20 protein-coding genes are annotated in these 19,398 nt (G+C 29.0%); 6 read left to right on the top strand and 14 right to left on the bottom strand.

Going from position 1 to position 19,398, the window contains the following annotated elements:
* Positions 1-50: 50 nt before the first annotated feature.
* The 3 genes from IR151_RS04430 to IR151_RS04440 all read left to right on the top strand — a co-directional run bounded on the left by IR151_RS04430 (position 51) and on the right by IR151_RS04440 (position 3,031).
* Positions 51-806 (top strand): ABC transporter ATP-binding protein, encoded by a 756-nt coding sequence (locus tag IR151_RS04430; RefSeq protein ID WP_227433316.1) that lies wholly within the window; start codon positions 51-53, stop codon positions 804-806.
* Positions 807-959: 153 nt separating this feature from the next.
* Positions 960-1,982, top strand: a complete 1,023-nt coding sequence (locus IR151_RS04435; protein WP_227433317.1) for a CD0873 family tyrosine ABC transporter substrate-binding lipoprotein — start codon at positions 960-962, stop codon at positions 1,980-1,982.
* Between the two features lie 32 nt (positions 1,983-2,014).
* Positions 2,015-3,031, top strand: a complete 1,017-nt coding sequence (locus IR151_RS04440; RefSeq protein ID WP_227433318.1) for an ABC transporter substrate-binding protein — start codon at positions 2,015-2,017, stop codon at positions 3,029-3,031.
* A gap of 213 nt (positions 3,032-3,244) precedes the next feature.
* Here the strand turns inward: IR151_RS04440 and IR151_RS04445 are convergent, their stop codons facing one another.
* The 4 genes from IR151_RS04445 to modA all read right to left on the bottom strand — a co-directional run bounded on the left by IR151_RS04445 (position 3,245) and on the right by modA (position 6,529).
* Entirely contained in the window at positions 3,245-3,802 is a 558-nt protein-coding gene (locus IR151_RS04445) for a sugar O-acetyltransferase (RefSeq protein ID WP_227433319.1), read from the bottom strand.
* A 5-nt stretch (positions 3,803-3,807) separates the two neighbouring features.
* Entirely contained in the window at positions 3,808-4,884 is a 1,077-nt protein-coding gene (locus IR151_RS04450; protein WP_227433320.1) for a sulfate/molybdate ABC transporter ATP-binding protein, read from the bottom strand.
* Positions 4,885-5,568, bottom strand: coding sequence for a molybdate ABC transporter permease subunit (gene modB, locus IR151_RS04455; protein ID WP_227433321.1), 684 nt, complete (start codon positions 5,566-5,568; stop codon positions 4,885-4,887).
* 148 nt (positions 5,569-5,716) lie between these two features.
* Positions 5,717-6,529: a molybdate ABC transporter substrate-binding protein gene (gene modA, locus IR151_RS04460; protein WP_227433322.1), complete on the bottom strand. Its 813-nt coding sequence runs from the start codon at positions 6,527-6,529 to the stop codon at positions 5,717-5,719.
* Between the two features lie 192 nt (positions 6,530-6,721).
* Between modA and IR151_RS04465 the strand changes: the two genes are divergently transcribed.
* A complete protein-coding gene (locus IR151_RS04465) occupies positions 6,722-7,651 on the top strand; it encodes a helix-turn-helix transcriptional regulator (protein WP_227433323.1) in 930 nt (309 codons plus the stop codon).
* Positions 7,652-7,822: 171 nt separating this feature from the next.
* On the opposite strand, the gene IR151_RS04470 is transcribed toward IR151_RS04465, so the two are convergent.
* The 8 genes from IR151_RS04470 to IR151_RS04505 all read right to left on the bottom strand — a co-directional run bounded on the left by IR151_RS04470 (position 7,823) and on the right by IR151_RS04505 (position 16,417).
* Entirely contained in the window at positions 7,823-8,272 is a 450-nt protein-coding gene (locus IR151_RS04470) for a hypothetical protein (RefSeq protein ID WP_227433324.1), read from the bottom strand.
* A gap of 200 nt (positions 8,273-8,472) precedes the next feature.
* Positions 8,473-9,444, bottom strand: coding sequence for an alpha/beta hydrolase (locus IR151_RS04475; RefSeq protein WP_227433325.1), 972 nt, complete (start codon positions 9,442-9,444; stop codon positions 8,473-8,475).
* 189 nt (positions 9,445-9,633) lie between these two features.
* The gene (locus IR151_RS04480; RefSeq protein WP_227433326.1) at positions 9,634-10,488 is read right to left on the bottom strand and encodes a protein-ADP-ribose hydrolase; all 855 of its coding nucleotides are present in this window, start codon (positions 10,486-10,488) and stop codon (positions 9,634-9,636) included.
* Positions 10,489-10,815: 327 nt separating this feature from the next.
* Entirely contained in the window at positions 10,816-11,760 is a 945-nt protein-coding gene (locus tag IR151_RS04485; protein WP_227433327.1) for an ABC transporter ATP-binding protein, read from the bottom strand.
* Positions 11,753-12,778 (bottom strand): ABC transporter ATP-binding protein, encoded by a 1,026-nt coding sequence (locus IR151_RS04490; RefSeq protein ID WP_227433328.1) that lies wholly within the window; start codon positions 12,776-12,778, stop codon positions 11,753-11,755. The genes IR151_RS04485 and IR151_RS04490 overlap by 8 nt, the downstream gene beginning before the upstream one ends.
* Positions 12,779-12,851: 73 nt before the next feature.
* Complete coding sequence (locus IR151_RS04495; protein ID WP_227433329.1) at positions 12,852-14,420, bottom strand: ABC transporter substrate-binding protein; 1,569 nt, start codon at positions 14,418-14,420, stop codon at positions 12,852-12,854.
* A 115-nt stretch (positions 14,421-14,535) separates the two neighbouring features.
* On the bottom strand, positions 14,536-15,447 hold the full coding sequence (locus tag IR151_RS04500; protein ID WP_227433330.1) for an ABC transporter permease: 912 nt from the start codon (positions 15,445-15,447) through the stop codon (positions 14,536-14,538).
* The gene (locus IR151_RS04505; protein ID WP_227433331.1) at positions 15,431-16,417 is read right to left on the bottom strand and encodes an ABC transporter permease; all 987 of its coding nucleotides are present in this window, start codon (positions 16,415-16,417) and stop codon (positions 15,431-15,433) included. The genes IR151_RS04500 and IR151_RS04505 overlap by 17 nt, the downstream gene beginning before the upstream one ends.
* Positions 16,418-16,746: 329 nt before the next feature.
* Between IR151_RS04505 and IR151_RS04510 the strand changes: the two genes are divergently transcribed.
* A complete protein-coding gene (locus IR151_RS04510) occupies positions 16,747-17,181 on the top strand; it encodes a MarR family winged helix-turn-helix transcriptional regulator (protein WP_255605859.1) in 435 nt (144 codons plus the stop codon).
* Between the two features lie 2 nt (positions 17,182-17,183).
* On the top strand, positions 17,184-17,582 hold the full coding sequence (locus IR151_RS04515) for an HsmA family protein (RefSeq protein WP_227433332.1): 399 nt from the start codon (positions 17,184-17,186) through the stop codon (positions 17,580-17,582).
* Between the two features lie 121 nt (positions 17,583-17,703).
* On the opposite strand, the gene IR151_RS04520 is transcribed toward IR151_RS04515, so the two are convergent.
* The gene (locus tag IR151_RS04520; RefSeq protein ID WP_227433333.1) at positions 17,704-17,928 is read right to left on the bottom strand and encodes a NifU family protein; all 225 of its coding nucleotides are present in this window, start codon (positions 17,926-17,928) and stop codon (positions 17,704-17,706) included.
* Positions 17,929-17,963: 35 nt separating this feature from the next.
* Complete coding sequence (locus IR151_RS04525; protein WP_227433334.1) at positions 17,964-19,331, bottom strand: M20 family metallopeptidase; 1,368 nt, start codon at positions 19,329-19,331, stop codon at positions 17,964-17,966.
* Between the last annotated feature and the right edge of the window lie 67 nt (positions 19,332-19,398).

Here is a 19,398-nt window from a genome sequence, read left to right on the forward strand (position 1 = left end):
CAAGTGCAAGGCTAGTACCAAAAATAAATCTGAAAAAAGAGGTGTTATAGATGTTACAAATTAAAAATCTTTCAAAGAGTTTCCCAAATCCATACGGTCAACCTAATACTATATTTGAAAATTTATCAATTGACATAGAAGACGGTGAATTTGTAAGTATCATAGGTAGCAATGGAACTGGTAAATCCACTTTATTAAATATAATATCGGGTCTTATAAAAGAATCTTCTGGCCAAGTATTGTTAAATAAACACAATTTATCTAATTTGGCTGAACATAGAAGAACTCAAATAGTAAGTAGAGTTTTTCAAGACCCAAGTTTAGGAACTTGTCCCTCTATGACAGTTAGAGAAAATTTATCTTTGGCTCTTAATAAAGGTAAGTTATTAAATCTAAAAAAATGTCTTCGTTATAAAAGAGATTTTCTAGAAAATTTATTAGAAGGAGTTTCTCTAGATTTAAAAAAATACCTAGACGTACAAGTACAATTTTTATCAGGAGGTCAAAGACAATCACTTTCACTAATTATGTCATGCTTAACAAGTCCTTCAGTTTTGTTACTTGATGAGCATACAGCAGCTCTTGACCCAAAGACATCAAATGAGGTAATTGAATTAACCGATAAAATTGTAAGAGAAAAAAATATAACTACACTTATGGTAACTCACAACTTAAAGCATGCTCTTCAATATGGAGATAGATTAATTATGCTCCATAAAGGTGAAGTTGTCTTAGATGTAAAGGGAAAAGAAAAAGAAGAATTAACAGTTGAAGAAATCTTAGAAAAATTTGAATATGCTGTTTAAAAGTATATATTATGATAATTTAATTTTAGCTTAGTTACAAATTAGTTTATTTATAAAATAATTTTAAAGTCATAATATTTTTAGCAATACTACAACCATTCATATGAATATATGAACATATATAATAATAAAATTTTCGAGGGGGATATAAAAATGATTAATAAAAAAAGATTGGTAAGTTTAATTTTAGCTGGTGCTCTTGGAATATCTATGCTTACAGGATGTTCACAAGGTGGAGACTCTAGCAATTCTAAACAAGAAAATAACTCTAAAGACAAAGAAGTTAAAAAAATTGGTATAACTCAATTGGTTGAACATCCAGCATTAGATGCTACTAAAACAGGATTTGTAAAAGCCTTAGAAAAAAATGGATTTAAAGATGGAGAAAATATTGATATAGATTTCCAAAATGCTCAAAATGATATGCCTACTACACAAAGTATTGCAAGTAAATTTGCATCTGATAAAAAGGACTTAATATTTGCAATATCTACTCCATCTGCTCAAGCAGCTTATAATGCAACTAAGGATATACCTATACTTATAACTGCTGTCAGTGACCCTGTCGCTGCTGGCTTAGTTAAATCAATTGAAAAACCAGGTGGAAATGTATCTGGAACATCAGACTTTGTTTCTGTAGAAAAAGGATTAGAACTACTTAAAATATTTGCTCCTAAAGCAAAGACTATAGGAGTTATGTACAATACTAGTGAAGTTAATTCAAAAGTTCAAGTTGATGCTTTAAAAGAATATGCTTCTAAAAATGGTTTTAAAGTTGTTGAAAAAGGAATAACTACTTCAAATGAAGTCAATCAGGGAATTTCTAGCTTAGTTGGTAAGATAGATGTTTTATATGTTCCTACTGACAACTTAGTAGCTTCTTCTATGCCAATAGTTTCTAAAATAGCTACTGAAAATAAGATTCCAGTTATAGCAGCTGAATCTGGTCCAGTTGAAAAAGGTGCTCTTGCTTGTCAAGGTATAAACTATGAAAAACTTGGTTACAAAACAGGTGAAATGGCTGTTAAAATTTTAAATGGTGAATCAGTTTCTGATATGCCTGTAGCTACATCAGATGATACAGATATCATTGTTAATGAAGATATACTAAAAGCTTTAGGTATGGAAAAACCTTCTAATGAAAATATTTCTTATGTAAAAACTAAACAAGAATAAATATAATAGATTTTTATGAGGGAGTGGTCAAAATGAAGTCCAGTAAGTTGATAAATTTAATTTTAATTGGTGTTCTTAGTGTATCTACCATTACAGGTTGTTCTAAAAATAATGAAGGTGAGTCAAATAAATCATCTGATAAAAATAATGAAATTAAAAAAATTGGTATTACTCAGTTAGTTGAGCATCAAGCTTTAGATGCATCCAGAGAAGGATTCATTAAAGCTCTAGAAGATAATGGATTTAAAGATGGTAAAAATATAGAAATAGATTATCAAAATGCTCAAAATGATATGCCTACTACACAAACTATAGCTAGTAAATTTGTTTCTGATAAAAAAGATTTGATATTTGCTATATCTACTCCATCTGCTCAGGCATCATACAATGCTACTAAAGATATACCTATACTTATAACTGCTGTAACTGACCCTGTTTCAGCTGGATTTGCAGATTCTTTAGATAAACCAGGTAAAAATGTTTCTGGAACTTCTAATTTTACACCTATTGATAAGAGTTTAAAGGCTCTTGATATACTAATCCCACAAGCAAAGACTATAGGTGTTATATATAATACTAGTGAGGTAAATTCTAAAGTTCAAGTTGATAACTTGAAGAAATATGCAAATGATAAAGGTCTTAAAGTTGTTGAAAAAGGAATTAGTTCTTCTAGTGAAATAAATCAAGCTGCTTCTAGTTTAATGGGTAGCGTAGATGTTATTTATGCTCCTACAGATAATTTACTTGCATCTTCTATGCCTATCGTTTCTCAACTTGCTACTAAAAATAAAATACCTATAATAGCTGCAGAGGAAGGTATGGTAAAAGGTGGAGCATTAGCTTGCCAAGGTATAGATTATGAAAAATTAGGTTATAAGACTGGTGAGATGGCTGTTAAGGTCCTAAAAGGAGAATCTAAAGTTTCAGATATGCCTATAACAAGTTTAGAAGAAACTAATTTAATTATTAATGAAGATACTCTAAAGGCACTTTCTCTAGATAAACCTTCTGACAAGAACATAGTTTATATTAAAACTGAAAATAAATAATTTGACCACTCTAATTAATATAAAATATGAAAATAAAGTAAAATTTAATGATATTTTTATATACAATCAATATGCCTGTTTCTATGAATCTTTCCAAACATAAAAACAGGCATATTTTTTTATTTTAATATATTGTCTATTCAATTTTACATTGATATATTTCTTATCCAAAGATAATATATTAATAATCTTAACTTATTTATATAAATAAAATTATTCTTCTATATGTTTTATTACTCTACATGGATTTCCAACGGCTACAGTATTTGATGGTATATCTTTTGTCACTACACTTCCTGCACCTATTACCACATTATCACCTATAGTAACTCCTGGAGTTATAATCACGCCTCCACCTATCCATGCATTATCTCCTATCTTTACAGGTGAACCATACTCTATTCCTGAAATTCTAAGCTGTGCCTCAATTGGATGATAAGCTGTATAAATTTGAACATTTGGAGCTAACATTACATTATCACCAATTTCAATTTTACATACATCTAAAAAAATACAGTCATAGTTTGCAAAGAAATTTTCACCTACATGTATATTATATCCATAGTCACACCTTATATTTTGTTCAACATTTATTTGATTCCCAACTGAACCAAATAGTTTTTTTAAAATATCCACTCTTTTTTCATATTCATCTTCCAAAGAGTTATTAAACAACCTAGTTAATTTTTTACAATACTCTCTTTCTTTTACTAGCAATTCATCATTTGCATAGTAACCTTTCCCTGACAACATTTTTTCTTTTTCAGTCATATAAATTACTCCTTTTCTTTGCAATTGTACTTAAAGCAAAATAAATATTCCTGTGGAAAATCTAAATAAATGCTGTCTCCCTTATCAAATTTCATTTTGTTTTTTTCTAATTCTATCTGAATAGGCATACTTTTGCTAGATAAATTATTGTTTATAGCATATATAGTGTATGTAAATGGATTTTCTATAATGTTAATTAGTCTAAAACATAACTTGCCATCTAAATTTTCACTAGAATCTAAAACCTTAATATGATGCTCTCTGATTCCCACATATTCTATATTATCACCTATGTTTCCAGTTAATGTCAACTTACATCCCCAATCTGTAGCATAAATAGTATTGTTATCTATTCTATTTAATCGAGATATATTTTTACATCCTGTTATTTTTGCTTCTATAAGATATTTTGGAGACTCAAATAGTTCTTTTTTAGGTCTTTTTGGAAGACCTTCTCCTTTATTATAAACCATAATATCATCACAAACTCGGTAAGCTTCTTCAATATCATGAGTAACAAACAATATATCTCCCTTATAATCTTTTAACATATTCATAAGTTCTTTTTCCATATTACTTCTCAAATGATGGTCTAATGCAGAAAAAGGTTCATCTAAAAGTAGTATATCTGGAGATGTAGCTAAGGCTCTAGCTAGTGCTACTCTTTGTTGCTGACCACCAGATAATTGCCAAGGGTATCGACCCTCAAATCCATTTAATTTAAGTATTTCTAAATATTTCATTATTATTTCCTTTTTTTCATCTTTACTTAACTTTGAAAGACCAAGTTCGATATTTTGGCTTACAGTCATGTGAGGAAATAATGCATAGTTTTGAAATAAAAAACCAATGTTTCTTTCTTGTGTTGATAAATTTATCTTTTTTTCAGAATCAAACAATACTCTTTCATTTAATATAATCTTACCTCTTGTAGGTTTTTCAAGTCCTGCTATACATTTTAACGTCATACTTTTTCCAGAACCAGATTCACCTAAAAATCCTAAAATTCCTTTTTCCTGTTCAATTTTTACTTTTAATTTAAAAGAGGATAAATCTTTTTCAATATCTACATATAAACTCAACTATCTACACCTCTTTCCTATTATTTTCTGCTGGAATTCTGACCAATAATTTAATAATAAAATCATTGCTATAGATATCGCTACAATAATCATAACCCACATCATAGCTTTATTCATATCTCCACCTTCAACTGCAAAAAATATAGCGATTGGCATAGTTTGAGTTTTTCCAGGTATATTTCCAGCTATCATAAGTGTAGCACCAAATTCTCCAAGTGCTCTAGCAAACGACAACACAAGTCCACCTATTATCCCAGGCCAAGCTAATGGTACTGCAATCTTTAAAAAAACTTTCCATTCATTAAGACCTAAGGTTCTAGCAGCAGACAACATGTTGCTATCAATTTGTTCAAAAGCTGACCTTGAAGTTCTATACATCATAGGAAAAGATACTACTACTGCTGAGATTACAGTTGCTGTCCAGCTAAATATTAAGGTTTTATCAAAATTCAGTAAAAATTTACCTACAAAGCCATTTTTCCCACATAACAACAATAAAAAGAATCCAACAACTGTGGGTGGCAAAATTAATGGAAGTGTAAAGATACCATCTATAATACCTTTCCACTTACCTCTATAGTTAGCCATAATATATGACACAAATATTCCTATTATAAAAGTTATTATCGTTGACAAAAAAGCTGTCTTAAGTGATATCCATAAAGGTGACCAATCTGTCCCCATTTTTTCCCTCCTTAATTTAAATGGAAATAGTGAAATTAATAAATATATTAATTTCACTATTTCCATTTTATTATAATATACAATTATTTTCAATTTTCATTTATTTATATACAACTTCTTTTTAATTACATATAAATTATTTGTAAGCTTATTCTACTTTTTTATATCCAAATTCCTCAAAAATCTTTTGTCCTGCATCACTCAACAGGAATTCTTCAAATTTCTTAGCAGCATCTGCATTTTTACTAGCTTCAATTACTGCAACTGGATATGTAATAGGTGAATGAGTTTTTTCATCTGTTTTCTCAACTACTTTTATTTTATCATTATTCACAGTGTCACTAAAATAAACGAATCCAACATCTGCATTACCTGATTGCACCCATGCTAAAACCTCTTTTACATCTTTCGCAAACACCAATTTATCTTTTAATGTATCTTTTAAATTTAAATTAGTTAATACTTCATCTGCATATTTACCTGCTGGAACACTTTCAGCTTCTCCAACTGCAATTTTCTTTACTTTATCTGTAGTTAAGTCTTTCATACTAGATACATCACTATCAGCTGAAGAAATAAGAACTAAATCATTTTTAACTAAATCTTTCATAGTATCAGAAACCAATAACTTTTCTTCATCTAAAGCTTTCATTTGTTTCTGACCTGCTGAAATAAATAAATCACATGGTGCACCTTGTTCTATTTGCTGTTGAAGTGAACCTGATGCTCCATAGTTAACTGTAAGCTTTACATTGGAATCAACTTTTTTATATTCTTCTTCAATTTTTGCCATTGCTTCTTTTAAACTTGCAGCAGCAGATATGTTTAGTTCTACTGTCTCACTGCTTTTATTTGTTTTTTCTTCTTTACTATCATCTTTTGGACTTTCTTTACTACTACATCCAACTGTCCCCAAAGTTAAACATGCAACTAATCCTAATATTCCCAATATTTTTTTCATAATACTCTCCCTTTTTGTAAATTTGATACATATTTTAATTCGTTTTATCATGTTTTATCATGTTTTGTTATGTATAACTTAATTATATATACCTGCTAATAAATTTTCAAGTAAATTATTTATATTACTTTTAAATATTTTTCTACATTTTTCTTTTTTTAATGTTAAAATAACCTTATATGGAGGTGGATTATGGACTCATTATCATCTTTGACACCTGTTGAAGTAGCTGAATTATTAAAGATAACAAAAAATACTGTATATGAATTAATCAAAAGAGGTGAACTTCCTTCTTACAAAGTAGGTAAAAAAATAAGAGTTGATATTAAAGATGTCGAAGAATATATCAACAATCAAAAAACTGGTAAAATTAAAGATACACATTTTAACAATAAAAATATAGATATTGATAATAATCGTAAAATTATTATTTCTGGTCAAGATGTAATATTAGACATTTTAGCTAGGTCTGTTGAAAAAAGATTAGATAGAGTAAATACATTTCGCTCTTATATAGGAAGTTATAATGCTTTATATGAATTATATAATGGCAGGGTTTCTATAGCATCATCCCATCTATGGGATTTTGAAACAGACGAATATAATAGTACTTTTGTTAAAAAACTATTGCCAGGAATCCCATGTGTACTTATAAATCTAGCATATAGAATGCAAGGTTTTTATGTTGCTAAAGGAAATCCTAAGGAAATAAAAGGTTGGAATGATTTAACCAGACCAAATATAACACTTGTAAATCGAGAAAAAGGGGCTGGAACTAGAGTTTTGCTTGATGGCAAACTTAGACTTTTAAATTTTAATGGCACTGATATAAATGGTTATTATAATGAAGAATTATCGCATTTAGGTGTAGCAAGCAAGGTTTCTCGTGGTATAGCTGATGTTGGATTAGGCAATGAAAAAGCTGCTCTACAAGTAAACAATATTGACTTTATTCCTCTTCACAAGGAACGTTATGATTTGGTTATTAAAAAAGAAGACTTGAAAAACCCTGTCTACCAAACTATAATTAGTATAATTAATTCAGCTGAATTTAAGGCCGAACTTCAAGGTCTTGGTGGATATGATTTGATTGACACAGGCAAAATCATAGCAGAAGTTTAAAAATAAAAATCGCAATCTATTTTTACATGATTTATAAATTAATTGTAAAGTAAATTGCGATTTTTATGTATGCCAAAAACGTACATCAAAAAATTCAGTCTATCATAAAAACCTATATTGTTCATTTTGGTAGCCACATATAAAATTCAATATACTAAATAGTTAAATATATTAATATATATTTACATAATAGTAATTTTCCTTAATGTAGATTAACGTATTATGTGTTTTTGATATGAATAATTTTCCTATCTTGTATACATGCGGTAAAATAAATGAGTTTAATAGGTTATATACAAAGTTGCTTTCTTCTTGTATCTTCTCAACTAATAAATTATTAATAAAATTATCTTTTTCATTTTCAATAACTTCACTCCAATTTATTTTAACTTTTAATATGTATCTTCCAACTAAGTATACACATTCTGTAACAAATAACAATAATACTATATAATCAGCTCCTCCTGATTGATATAAACTTCCTGATACTAAGGGTTTAGCAAAAAAGTTATAAAAATTTAAAGTATCTCCTGTATAGTCAAAAAATATTAATAGTAATCCCAAAACTCTTAATACTCTCATATTCAACATGCCTTTTTCTTTATTATTTTTGTTTTTCATATATACTACCTCTCTTTTCGTTAGATTTTATTGTATATAATACTAACTCTTTTATTTGAGGTACAGGTGAATTTAATTGGTAGTTATTTTCATTTTCATAATCAATTAATTCATATTAAATATTTATATTTAATATGAAAAATAGCTTATTTATTTTGTAATAAAATAAATAAGCTATTAAAATATACAACTAATTTCTATTAATTGATAATACTACTATCTATAAACCTAAAAATTCTATTGAAATATGCTCTACTATCAGAGTCATATCCAGCAACATGTTCAATACCTTCTATGAGCCATAGCTCTTTTTTATTATGCTTGACTAAGTCATACATGGTTTGGCTATTTTGATAATTACAAACAGTGTCTTTTGTTCCATGTATAAATAGTATAGGAACATTACTCTTTTCGATTGCCTTATATGGTTCTACATCACTATACCAAAATCCAGATTTAAATTTATTATACACATCCCCACATGCTACGACATAATTTACTAATACATTTGGTATATGTTTTTCTATTACTCCCATTCTAATGGCATCCTTCATTTCAGAATATGGAGAATCCAATATATAAAAATCGACCTCTTGACTTTCTGAGTTTATAGCTGTATGCATAGCAGCTGTTCCTGCACCCATAGAAAATCCATGGATTCCCAATTTACCATCTGGGAATTTATTTTTTACAAACTTAACTATACTATCTAAATCATATCTCTCATAAAGACCAAATGTATAATTGTCGCCTCCACTATTACCAGTATTTCTTTGATTGTAAATCAATACATTATAACCTTTATCTAAGTATTCATATGCTATTTTTAGCATTTCATAGTGATTACTTCCCATTCCATGAACAATTATAATAGTATTTTTTGTTTTTATATTTGAATTCATAAAAAGACTTTCAAGTTTGTAATTATTAGAGCTTTGTATCATCAGCTCATCTGTCTTGTAGTTTTTCAATTTATCTAAGGGCTTATCTTTCCTCTTAGAAAATACTTTTAATACATCTTCTTTTTTTATTAACTGTTCTGAGCCAACTGAGCTATCGTACACCAATTTGCCAAATATATACGATATGATTAACGGTATTAACAGAAATACAACTGATACAATTATTACCTTATTTCTTAAACTAATATAATTCTTAAAACTATTTTTCATATTTATTTACCATTTAATTTTCCTATATTTTGTTTTTTAAAAGTAATACAATCGCTACTTATACTACTCTTATGATTTCTATTATACCTATTAATCTACTAAAATTACAAATTATATTTTATCAATCATTAATATTTATAAGCTATTGCCTTATCTAATAAATATTACTAGATACTTTATTGGCAAGTGCTATCTAAATATTCTTCTATATTTTTCTTCTTCCTCTTCTGTGAATACATTAAATACAACTTTTAAATTTTTCTCAGGATTTTCTTTTAGCCATAATCTCACTCTATTTACAGCAAGATTAGCTGCTTCTTTTTTTGGATATCCAAATACCCCTGTAGAAATACCACAAAAAACGATATTCTTTATTTCATCAATTTCTCTTATAGTATTTAGAGATGATTTGTAGCAATGTAGTAATTGTTTTTCCTGTTCTTTGCTTGGCTGACCACCAGATACAATAGGTCCAACAGTGTGTACTACAAATTTTGCAGGTAGACAATAACCTCTAGTTATTTTAGCATCTCCTGTATATTCTAAATGTCCTTGTTTTTTTATTATTTTGTCACAATCTTCTCTAAGTCTAGGACCTGCGCATGAATGTATCTCATTATCTACACATAAATGTAATGGTTGTAAACATCCTAATAGCTTATTGTTTGCAGCATTTACTATTGCATCTGCTTTTAAATTAGTTATATTGCCTCTCCATATAGCAATGCCTTCCTCAACTTCTTCTATATCATTTACATCTACTAACTCTCTTTCTTCACATTCAATTAACAATAAGTTATGTAACATACTAAGTATCTCTGGAGCAATTTCTTTTGGTGGATATACATTAAGAAGTCCTCTAAGTATATCTCTAGGCTTGATTTCATCATTTGATAAATTGTATATTTTAGAAGGAACTTCTTTTGAAAAATATGCAATTAAAGTGTTTATATTTTTCTTTCTTTGTTCGTCAGTTAGAGGTTTGATACTTCTATCAAAATCCTCAAATAAGTTTACATCATCAGCATAATCTCTCCACTTCATAGCTATCTCTCCATTCTTTTATTTTAGAATTATAAAAAATAATTATGTATTATGTACATACTTATTTATTTCTATAAACACTTACATAAATCCTGTTAAAAGTGTAAATTTTTTAATATTAATATATTTAAAGACAAAATATAGAACAATTTTAAGTATTTTATATAAACCTTTATAAAATAATATGCTACTTGCTAACACTTTAATCATAAAATTTTTAAAGATAATAATTAAAGGGAACGTTCTAAAGCTTACACTTTTACACATAAATTTACATACATAAAAACCACTCTAAATAAGCAACTCTTACCTAGAATGGTTTTTACACTAAACAACTTTTAAATTTTGTTGGTATTTATTTATATCTGATTTAGAAGCATATACAAAATGACCATCTGAAACCTCAATCCAACTTGATAACTCATCACTTGAACAATTATACATACTATAATTATATTCCACTCTATTTCTTACCTTAGCATATCTTGGGTCAGGAATAGGAATTGCAGAAAGTAAAGACTTTGTATATGGATGTATAGGATTATTATACAACTCTTCTGAATTCGCTAATTCTACTAATTTTCCATTATGCATAACTCCTATACGGTCACTAATATGTCTCACCATAGATAAATCATGCGCTATAAACAAACAAGTTAAATTCTTTTCTTTCTGTAATTTTTTAAATAAATTTACTATTTGTGCTTGTATAGACACATCTAAAGAGGCTATCGGTTCATCAGCTATTATAAACTCTGGGTCTACTGAAAGAGCTCGAGCTATACCAATACGTTGTCTTTGCCCACCTGAAAAGTCAGAAGGATATTTATTTGCATAGCTTCTATCAAGTCCCACTAAATTTAACATCTCATAGACTTTATCCAGTCTTTCTGCTTTATTTTTACAGACACCCTGAATTTTAAGTGGCTCTGAAATTATATCTCCAATTGTCATACGAGGATTTAATGATGAGGTAGAATCTTGAAAAATAATCTGCATACTTTTATTTACATCTTTTTTTACAAATTTATATGATTTTTTATCTGAGATACAATTTCCCTTATAAATTACGTCTCCACCAGTAGGCTCATGTAACTTTATTATAGTTTTACCAGTTGTAGATTTTCCTGAACCAGATTCTCCTACTAAACCAAATATTTCTCCTTTATATATATCAAAACTTATATCATCAACTGCTTTTACAATAGTACTTTTATCCAAATGAAAATATTGTTTTAAATTTTTTATTTCTAGTATTTTTTCTTTATTCATTAGAAATCACCCTTCCACCATTTACCCTAACTGGTATATTTATTTTAGGTGCATCTGGATGCAATAACCAAGTTGCTGCACTGTGTGTATCATTAATTTTAAACATTGGTGGCTCCTTTTCATAATCTATCCTAAGAGCATTTTTATTTCTTACTGCAAATGCATCCCCCTTTGGAGGATTTAATAAATTTGGAGGCATTCCAGGTATATTATACAAATAATCTTCTTGTGAATCTAAAGTAGGTAATGAACCTAATAATCCCCAAGTATATGGATGTCTAGGGTCATAAAATATATCTTCTACTGTTCCTATTTCTACAATCTTACCTGCATACATAACTGCTATCCTATCAGCCATAGTTGCAACTACACCTAAATCATGAGTTATAAATATTATTGATAAGCCTATTTTATTTTGTAGTTCTTTTATTAAGTCAATTATTTGAGCTTGTATAGTCACATCCAAGGCTGTTGTAGGCTCATCAGCAATTAATACTTCTGGATTACAAGCTAGTGCTATAGCAATTACTATACGTTGCCTCATTCCTCCTGAAAAATGATGCGGAAATTGTTTAAATCTTTTTTCAGGATTATCTATCCCAACTAATTCAATAAGCTCTATAGCTCTTTTCTTAGCTTCACTTTTACTTATGCCTTGATGGATTACTATAGCTTCAGTTATTTGCTTTCCTATTGATATGGTTGGATTCAAAGATGTCATAGGGTCTTGAAATATCATTGATATATCTCTTCCTCTAATATCTTCCATTTCTTTCTCAGATTTTTTAACTAAGTCCTTTGATTTAAATAGAACCTCTCCACTTTTGATATATCCATTATATGGAAGTATCTTTATCAAACTTTTGCATAATACAGATTTTCCACAACCAGATTCTCCAACTATAGCTAGTGTTTCACCCCTCTTTAGGGTAAAGGACACATCTCTCACAGCCTGTACTTCGCCTTCTTCTATTTTAAAGCTTACAGATAGATTATTAACCTCCAATAAATGTTCCAAAAACCATCAACCCCTATGCTATTCAAACCTTAGGGATATATTTCATCCATAAGGTTTCTAATTAATCTAACTATTATTCTATTGTCCAATCAGCTATGTTCCAGAATATCCCTACACCATGATGACCTAAAACTGTATCAGGTGTTAAACCTTTTATATTTGGTTTTCCAACATATATAGCATCTATATAAGCAATAAATGTATATGGCATATCTTTAGTCATCTCTACTTGGAATTGTTTATATAACTTTAATTTTTCATCTTTATTTTCTGTTTCTCTTGCTTGTTGAAGTATTTTGTCTATAGTAGGATTAGAATAAGCACTGTAGTTTGCACCTTTATCTGTTCCAAATACTTTATATGTATGGTCATCTGGGTCAAATGGACTTCCCCAACCGATTAAGTGCGCATCTTGATTAGCCCAATCTGTTTCAGTTACAACTACAGCTTTAGCATCAACACCTATTTCTTTTAGCTGTTGTGCACATATTTTAGCCATATCAACTCTAACTTGGTCACTTTCGCCAGCTGTTATTTCAAAAGCTAATTTAGTACCTTCTTTTTCATATATTCCATCAGAACCTAACTTCCAACCTAATTTTTCAATTTCTTGCTTAGCCTTTTCTGGATTATATTCAAATTTCTCTATATCAGGATTATTATATGGTCCCATTTGTAAAGGTGAATATGCGGCTACACCATGCCCCAATAATACACTATCAACTATTGCTTTTCTATCTATTGCATAACTTAAAGCATTTGGTAATCCTTTAGTCTTTTCATCTTTAAAGAATTTAGAATTGAAGTTATATAGTATACCTCTATAATCTGCAGTTTTCATTATATTTACTTTAAAATTCTTTTCGTCTTTCTCAAAATTAGACATATCTTTAGGAGTTACTTGTGCTAAATCTAATTCACCTGATTTTAATTGCATTGCTTTAGCTTTGTCATCTGGTACAATCTTAAATACTACTTTATCCAGTCCTGGCTCTTTTACAAAATAATCACTATTTTTAACAAGTGTTATACTTTGCCCTTTATCCCATTTTTCAAGTTTGAATGGTCCAGTACCTATTGGTTTTTGATTAAATCCATCAGTAGTTATATCTTTACCTTCTAATGCATGTTTTGGTAATATTCCAACTGTTAAATAATCAAGCATTGCTGTATTTGGTGCTTTTAAAGCAATTTTTATAGTAGTATCATTAATTACATCAATTTTTGTTATATCTTCATAATTTGATGCTATTTCAGAAGCATTGTCTGGATTCATTATAGTTTCCATTGTGAATTTAACATCATTTGCTGTAAATTTCTCTCCATCATGCCACTTAACATCATCTCTTAAATTAAAAGTATATGTATTTGTTGCTTCATCAAATTTCCAATCTTTTGCTAGACAAGGAACTACTTTATTATTTTCATCATGAGCTGTTAATCCATTAAATATCAATGAATTTATTTCGCCATGTTCATATAGTGCTGGATTTATACTTGTATAGTCATTACTTCCATAAACAAGTACTTTACCATCTTTAGGTTTATCTGTTTTTTTGTCCCCATTTCCTGCACTCGAACAGCCTGCCATTAGACTAAGTATCATTACTAGACTTAAAACTTTTAATTTTTTTAATTTCATGATGCTCCCCCTTTTGCTTTTAATAATAAATATTTTTTAAAGCTTTGACCCCATTTATTTAAATAGATATTTCAAATACCTTAGTATTTGCTTATTTAACACTTAAAACGCTGATTTATAAATTACTTGATTTTTTATTATTGCTCTTTCTTATATAATTACCAATATTAGTTATACAGACCAATGTAGTAACTAAAAATATACCTGGAATTAGGATAATCCACCATCTATTTGAAAGCAGTGCTTCTTCTGATAAAGATAGCATACTTCCCCAAGAAACAATTTCTATTGGCAAACCAATTCCTAAAAAACTCAGTGTTGACTCAGTTCCAATAGCTGCACCTATATTTGTTACTACCATAAACATTATTGATGCAACAAAGTTTGGAAGTAAGTGCTGTTTTAATATATATAAAAATCCTCCACCCATACTTTTAGCTGCTAGTATGTACTCACTATTTCTTATTTGTCTAACTTCAGTCCTTACAATCTTAGATATATTCATCCAACTTGTTATCCCTATTACTATGGACATAGATATTGGATTTGAATTCCCAAGTATCGCTTGTACAAATATTATAATTAATATTGATGGTATACTAAGTATGATTTCTGTAAATCTCATCATTGCATCATCTACAAGCTCAGATGCTGAACCGCTTATGCTACCATAAACAATTCCTATAATAGTTGATATTATTGTCGAAAATATTCCTATAAATAAAGATATTTTTCCTCCATACCATATCATAGAATATATATCTCTTCCCATTGAATCTGTTCCAAAGAAAAAATCTTTACTTGGAGCTAAATTAGAACTTACTAAATCCATATATGTTGGCTCATGTGTCATTATCAAAGATGAAAATACACTTCCAATAACTATAATAGATAAAATTATGATTGATATATATGGTAACTGTTTAAATTTTTCAAACAGAGTTTTTTTTATTTCTATTTGTTCATCTTTTACTACTGAAATATAATTTTCTCCTACAATCTCAAAATCACTACATTGCGGCTTCATTGTTATCACCTCTATCGTACTTCATTCTAGGGTCTATTTTATTGTTTATAATTTGAGCTAGCATATTTCCAAATACCACTAAAGCTCCTGTTATTAGACATAAAACTAATAACATATTATAATCGTGATACTTTGCACTCTCAAAACAAAGAGTTCCTAACCCTGGATAAGAAAAAACCTTTTCAACTACATAAGTTCCTCCTAATATATGAGGTATTGAAATAGCCATGATACTTATATATGATGGCATTATATTTCTCAGGCAATGCTTAAAAACAATGGTTCTATTGTTTAAACCTTTTGCTTTACATAGCAATACATAATCTTCTCTTATTTCTTCTAGCAATTTATTTCTTATCATATATGTGTAATACCATAAATGGCTCAATATAAGTACTGTAAGAGGTAATATTAAATGAGATATCCTACTTGATATACTATATTCCTCTCCCATTGAATAAGCTCCACTACTTGGAAGTATACTTAGATTTATACTGAATATAAGTATAAGTACTAAAGCAACCCAGAATGATGGAATACAATTGGTTATCGTACCTAGTTTACATATAACCCTATCTATAAGCTTATCTTCATGCAATGTACAAAAAATTCCTAAAAGTAATGCTAGAACAAAGGTAAGTATGTATCCTGAACCACCTAATATGATAGTATTTATATAAACATCATTTATAACAGAAGTAACATTTTGCTTATATTTAAATGAAATCCCAAATTCTCCTTTTGATGCATCTGAAATCCATTTTATATATTGACTGTATATTGGTTCGTTTAGACCAAGTTTTTTCATAGCATTTTCTTTTTCTTGAGTACTCATTCTTTCTACACCATCTCCATAGTAAGAAATTAATGGGTCTCCTGGAGCAAGTCTTGCCATATAAAAAACCACAAAAGATAATAAAAACATTACTAAAATAAACTGCAACAACTTTTTAACTATATCCTTTAACAAACCCCTATTCCCCCTTTGTTGCAATAAAAAAAACCACCAAAAGCAAGCGTCAATCGACGTTTAAACCTTCGTGGTTTTATTATCATTAAATAAAAATTAAATTTTAAATATTTATCTATAAACCAATTTTAGCATCATTTATGTTGTGTGTAAACAAACTTTTGAAAAATTGTTAAAATTTCATCAAATTGTTTTATTTTTACCTAAAATTAAATTTTTATGATATTACTAATCTCTTATTTATTACATAATTATTAAATTTTATATTGACTATTTACTGAAACTATATTATATTAGTTTCTATGCAAACTATCTAAGAGGTGATTTTATTGAAAACTAATTATGATTGTTTTAGAATAGCTATGCTTCTAAAAGAACTCTATTCTAAAACAATGTACACAGTAGAGGAAAATTTTAAGGAAAATGGATTAACACATCAACAGATTATAGTTATAAAGCTAATAGCTCATAATCAAGAACTAACAATTTCACAACTATGCGATGAGATGTCTTTAGCTAAAGGAACGGTATCAGGTATAATCAGTAGATTAGAGCAATTTGGATATGTAGAAAAGTTCAAAAAATATGATGATAAGAGAAATACATATGTTAAATTTACAGAGGATGGACTTGAATTCGCCACAAATTTTAAAAGTAAAATGCAAGAAAGCTTTGATGGTATTTTTAAAAATTGTGATGAAAAAGAATTAAATGAATTAGTAAAAAATCTTAGAAATATATTAGCAAAAATAAAGGAGAGATAATTATGAGTTCTAAATTAATACTTGCAATAGTGTTTATAACATCAGCTTTAATTTTTTACACTATAGGTGTATTTGGAGAAAGAAAAGCTAAAATTTTAAAAAAGAAACATGTAATTATATTTTGGCTTGGTTTAATATTTGATACTTTAGGAACATTTACAATGAGTAATATAGCTAATAGCCACGCTTTTGAAGTGAAGTCTGTATTGTCCCAAAATCTTCATAGTATAACTGGTCTCCTAGCAATTGTGCTTATGCTTTTTCATGCAGGCTGGGCTACTTTTGTTTTGTATAAGGACGATGAAGATAAGAAAAAATTCTTCCATAAGTTTAGTATAGTTGTATGGACTATCTGGTTAATTCCATACTTTATAGGTATGTTTATTGGTATGGCTGGATAATAAATAAAAAAAAGTGTGTAAGAAAATGAATATACACTTACACACTTTTTCATATATATCTATAATGTTTTACTTACTCTTTTACACAGCTTAATAAATCCTTATGTATAATTTAAATTTATTAAACACCTAACACTTGAGTTACTCCTGGAACTTCGCTTACCAAAACATTTTCAATAACAGCTTTTATTGTCATAGTTGCTCCTGGACATCCACTACAAGCACCTTGTAATCTAACTAAAACTACACCATTCTCATTTACATCTATAAGCTCTACATCTCCACCATCTCTTTGTAATACAGGTTTTATCTTTTGTTCAAGTACTTTTTCAACTTGTTCTCTCATAGTTATTCCCCCCATAAATATTTTTATTACCAAGATTATACCAATGGTTTAAATTTTTGTCCATCTAATGATTTTTCAAACTCTATATTTGCCTCATCAATAATCTTAGTATTCATAAATACATCATAAGCACTACAAGCCAATACCTTAGCTGAATTTATCATAGCTGAAAATCCTATACTTGAACCAGCTGATGCACATGACTGCCATGTGTGGCTTGCCACACCAACAGGCCATGCTGCCATTGCAAATTGAGCTACTGGTATCACATAACTTACATCTCCAACATCAGTAGAACCAGCTAATCCCTTATCTTCTGCTCCATCAGCTATACCATGATGTATATAACTGTCCACAATAGATTTATCGTCTTGGAATGCTGTAGCTACACCTAGTCTCTCATCCTTAGTAAGAGTAGCACATAATTTTTTTGCAAATTCTTCTTCTTCAGGAGTAGTTTTAGGAGTTCCAACAAGAATCATATTATCGTATACTAAATCAGTTAAACACTGATTTGGTATATAATCATAAATCCCATCAGTAATTACATACTCCATTTCAGTCTCTGTCATCATAGCTGCTCCTTGTGCCACTTTTATTAGCCTATCAAGAACATTCTCTGCATCCTTTGCTTTTTTACCTCTTATAAAATACCAACTTTCCGCAAAACCAGGAACTACATTAGGTCTTCCTCCACCATTAGTTATAACATAATGCATTCTTATAGAGTCAATTACATGTTCTCTTAAATAATTTGCTCCTACATTCATAAGTTCAACAGCATCTAATGCGCTTCTACCATTATGAGGGGCTTGAGCTGCATGTGCTGTTATTCCCTTAAACTTAAATCTAGCAGATAAATTTGCCAGACTTCCACCTCTCCATGTTCCATTTATATCAAAAGGATGCCATGTAAATGCGCAATCTACATTATCAAAACATCCATTTACACACATTACAGTCTTTCCTCCACCTTCTTCTTCAGCAGGACAACCAAAATATTTTATTGTTCCATTAAATTTATTTTTTTCCATAAGTTCTTTGATAGAAACGACTGCTCCTACACCTGCTACACCCAATAAATTATGACCACATCCATGTCCAGATTCTCCCTCTACCAATGGATTTTTTTCTGTACTCACAGATTGTGATAGTTCTGGCAAAGCATCATATTCGCCAAGTATTCCAATTACGGGCTTACCTTCTCCAAAACTCGCTATAAATCCAGTTGGTAAATTGTCTACTTCTTCAATTTCAAATCCTTTTGACTTTAGATATTCCTTTTGAATACTGCTTGCATACTTTTCTTCAAAAGCTAATTCTGGATTTTCCCATATTTTTTTAGATAAATCAATTAATTCTTCTCTTATCTCCTCAATATTATTTATAATATATTCTTTCATAGTCTCCTCCACAGATATGTATTTTTGATATGCTTTACAAATTATATTATATACTAACATTCTATTT

It is taken from the genome of Clostridioides sp. ES-S-0006-03 (assembly GCF_020662275.1).
In the GTDB taxonomy this organism is placed as follows: Bacteria; Bacillota; Clostridia; order Peptostreptococcales; family Peptostreptococcaceae; genus Clostridioides.

Bases quoted from the DNA above. Each gene is read 5' to 3' on its own strand.
- IR151_RS04430 (WP_227433316.1), top strand. From the start codon at position 51: ATGTTACAAATTAAAAATCTTTCAAAGAGTTTCCCAAATCCATACGGT.
- IR151_RS04435 (WP_227433317.1), top strand. From the start codon at position 960: ATGATTAATAAAAAAAGATTGGTAAGTTTAATTTTAGCTGGTGCTCTT.
- IR151_RS04440 (WP_227433318.1), top strand. From the start codon at position 2,015: ATGAAGTCCAGTAAGTTGATAAATTTAATTTTAATTGGTGTTCTTAGT.
- IR151_RS04445 (WP_227433319.1), bottom strand. From the start codon at position 3,802: ATGACTGAAAAAGAAAAAATGTTGTCAGGGAAAGGTTACTATGCAAAT.
- modB (WP_227433321.1), bottom strand. From the start codon at position 5,568: ATGGGGACAGATTGGTCACCTTTATGGATATCACTTAAGACAGCTTTT.
- modA (WP_227433322.1), bottom strand. From the start codon at position 6,529: ATGAAAAAAATATTGGGAATATTAGGATTAGTTGCATGTTTAACTTTG.
- IR151_RS04465 (WP_227433323.1), top strand. From the start codon at position 6,722: ATGGACTCATTATCATCTTTGACACCTGTTGAAGTAGCTGAATTATTA.
- IR151_RS04470 (WP_227433324.1), bottom strand. From the start codon at position 8,272: ATGAAAAACAAAAATAATAAAGAAAAAGGCATGTTGAATATGAGAGTA.
- IR151_RS04475 (WP_227433325.1), bottom strand. From the start codon at position 9,444: ATGAAAAATAGTTTTAAGAATTATATTAGTTTAAGAAATAAGGTAATA.
- IR151_RS04480 (WP_227433326.1), bottom strand. From the start codon at position 10,488: ATGAAGTGGAGAGATTATGCTGATGATGTAAACTTATTTGAGGATTTT.
- IR151_RS04485 (WP_227433327.1), bottom strand. From the start codon at position 11,760: ATGAATAAAGAAAAAATACTAGAAATAAAAAATTTAAAACAATATTTT.
- IR151_RS04495 (WP_227433329.1), bottom strand. From the start codon at position 14,420: ATGAAATTAAAAAAATTAAAAGTTTTAAGTCTAGTAATGATACTTAGT.
- IR151_RS04500 (WP_227433330.1), bottom strand. From the start codon at position 15,447: ATGAAGCCGCAATGTAGTGATTTTGAGATTGTAGGAGAAAATTATATT.
- IR151_RS04515 (WP_227433332.1), top strand. From the start codon at position 17,184: ATGAGTTCTAAATTAATACTTGCAATAGTGTTTATAACATCAGCTTTA.
- IR151_RS04520 (WP_227433333.1), bottom strand. From the start codon at position 17,928: ATGAGAGAACAAGTTGAAAAAGTACTTGAACAAAAGATAAAACCTGTA.
- IR151_RS04525 (WP_227433334.1), bottom strand. From the start codon at position 19,331: ATGAAAGAATATATTATAAATAATATTGAGGAGATAAGAGAAGAATTA.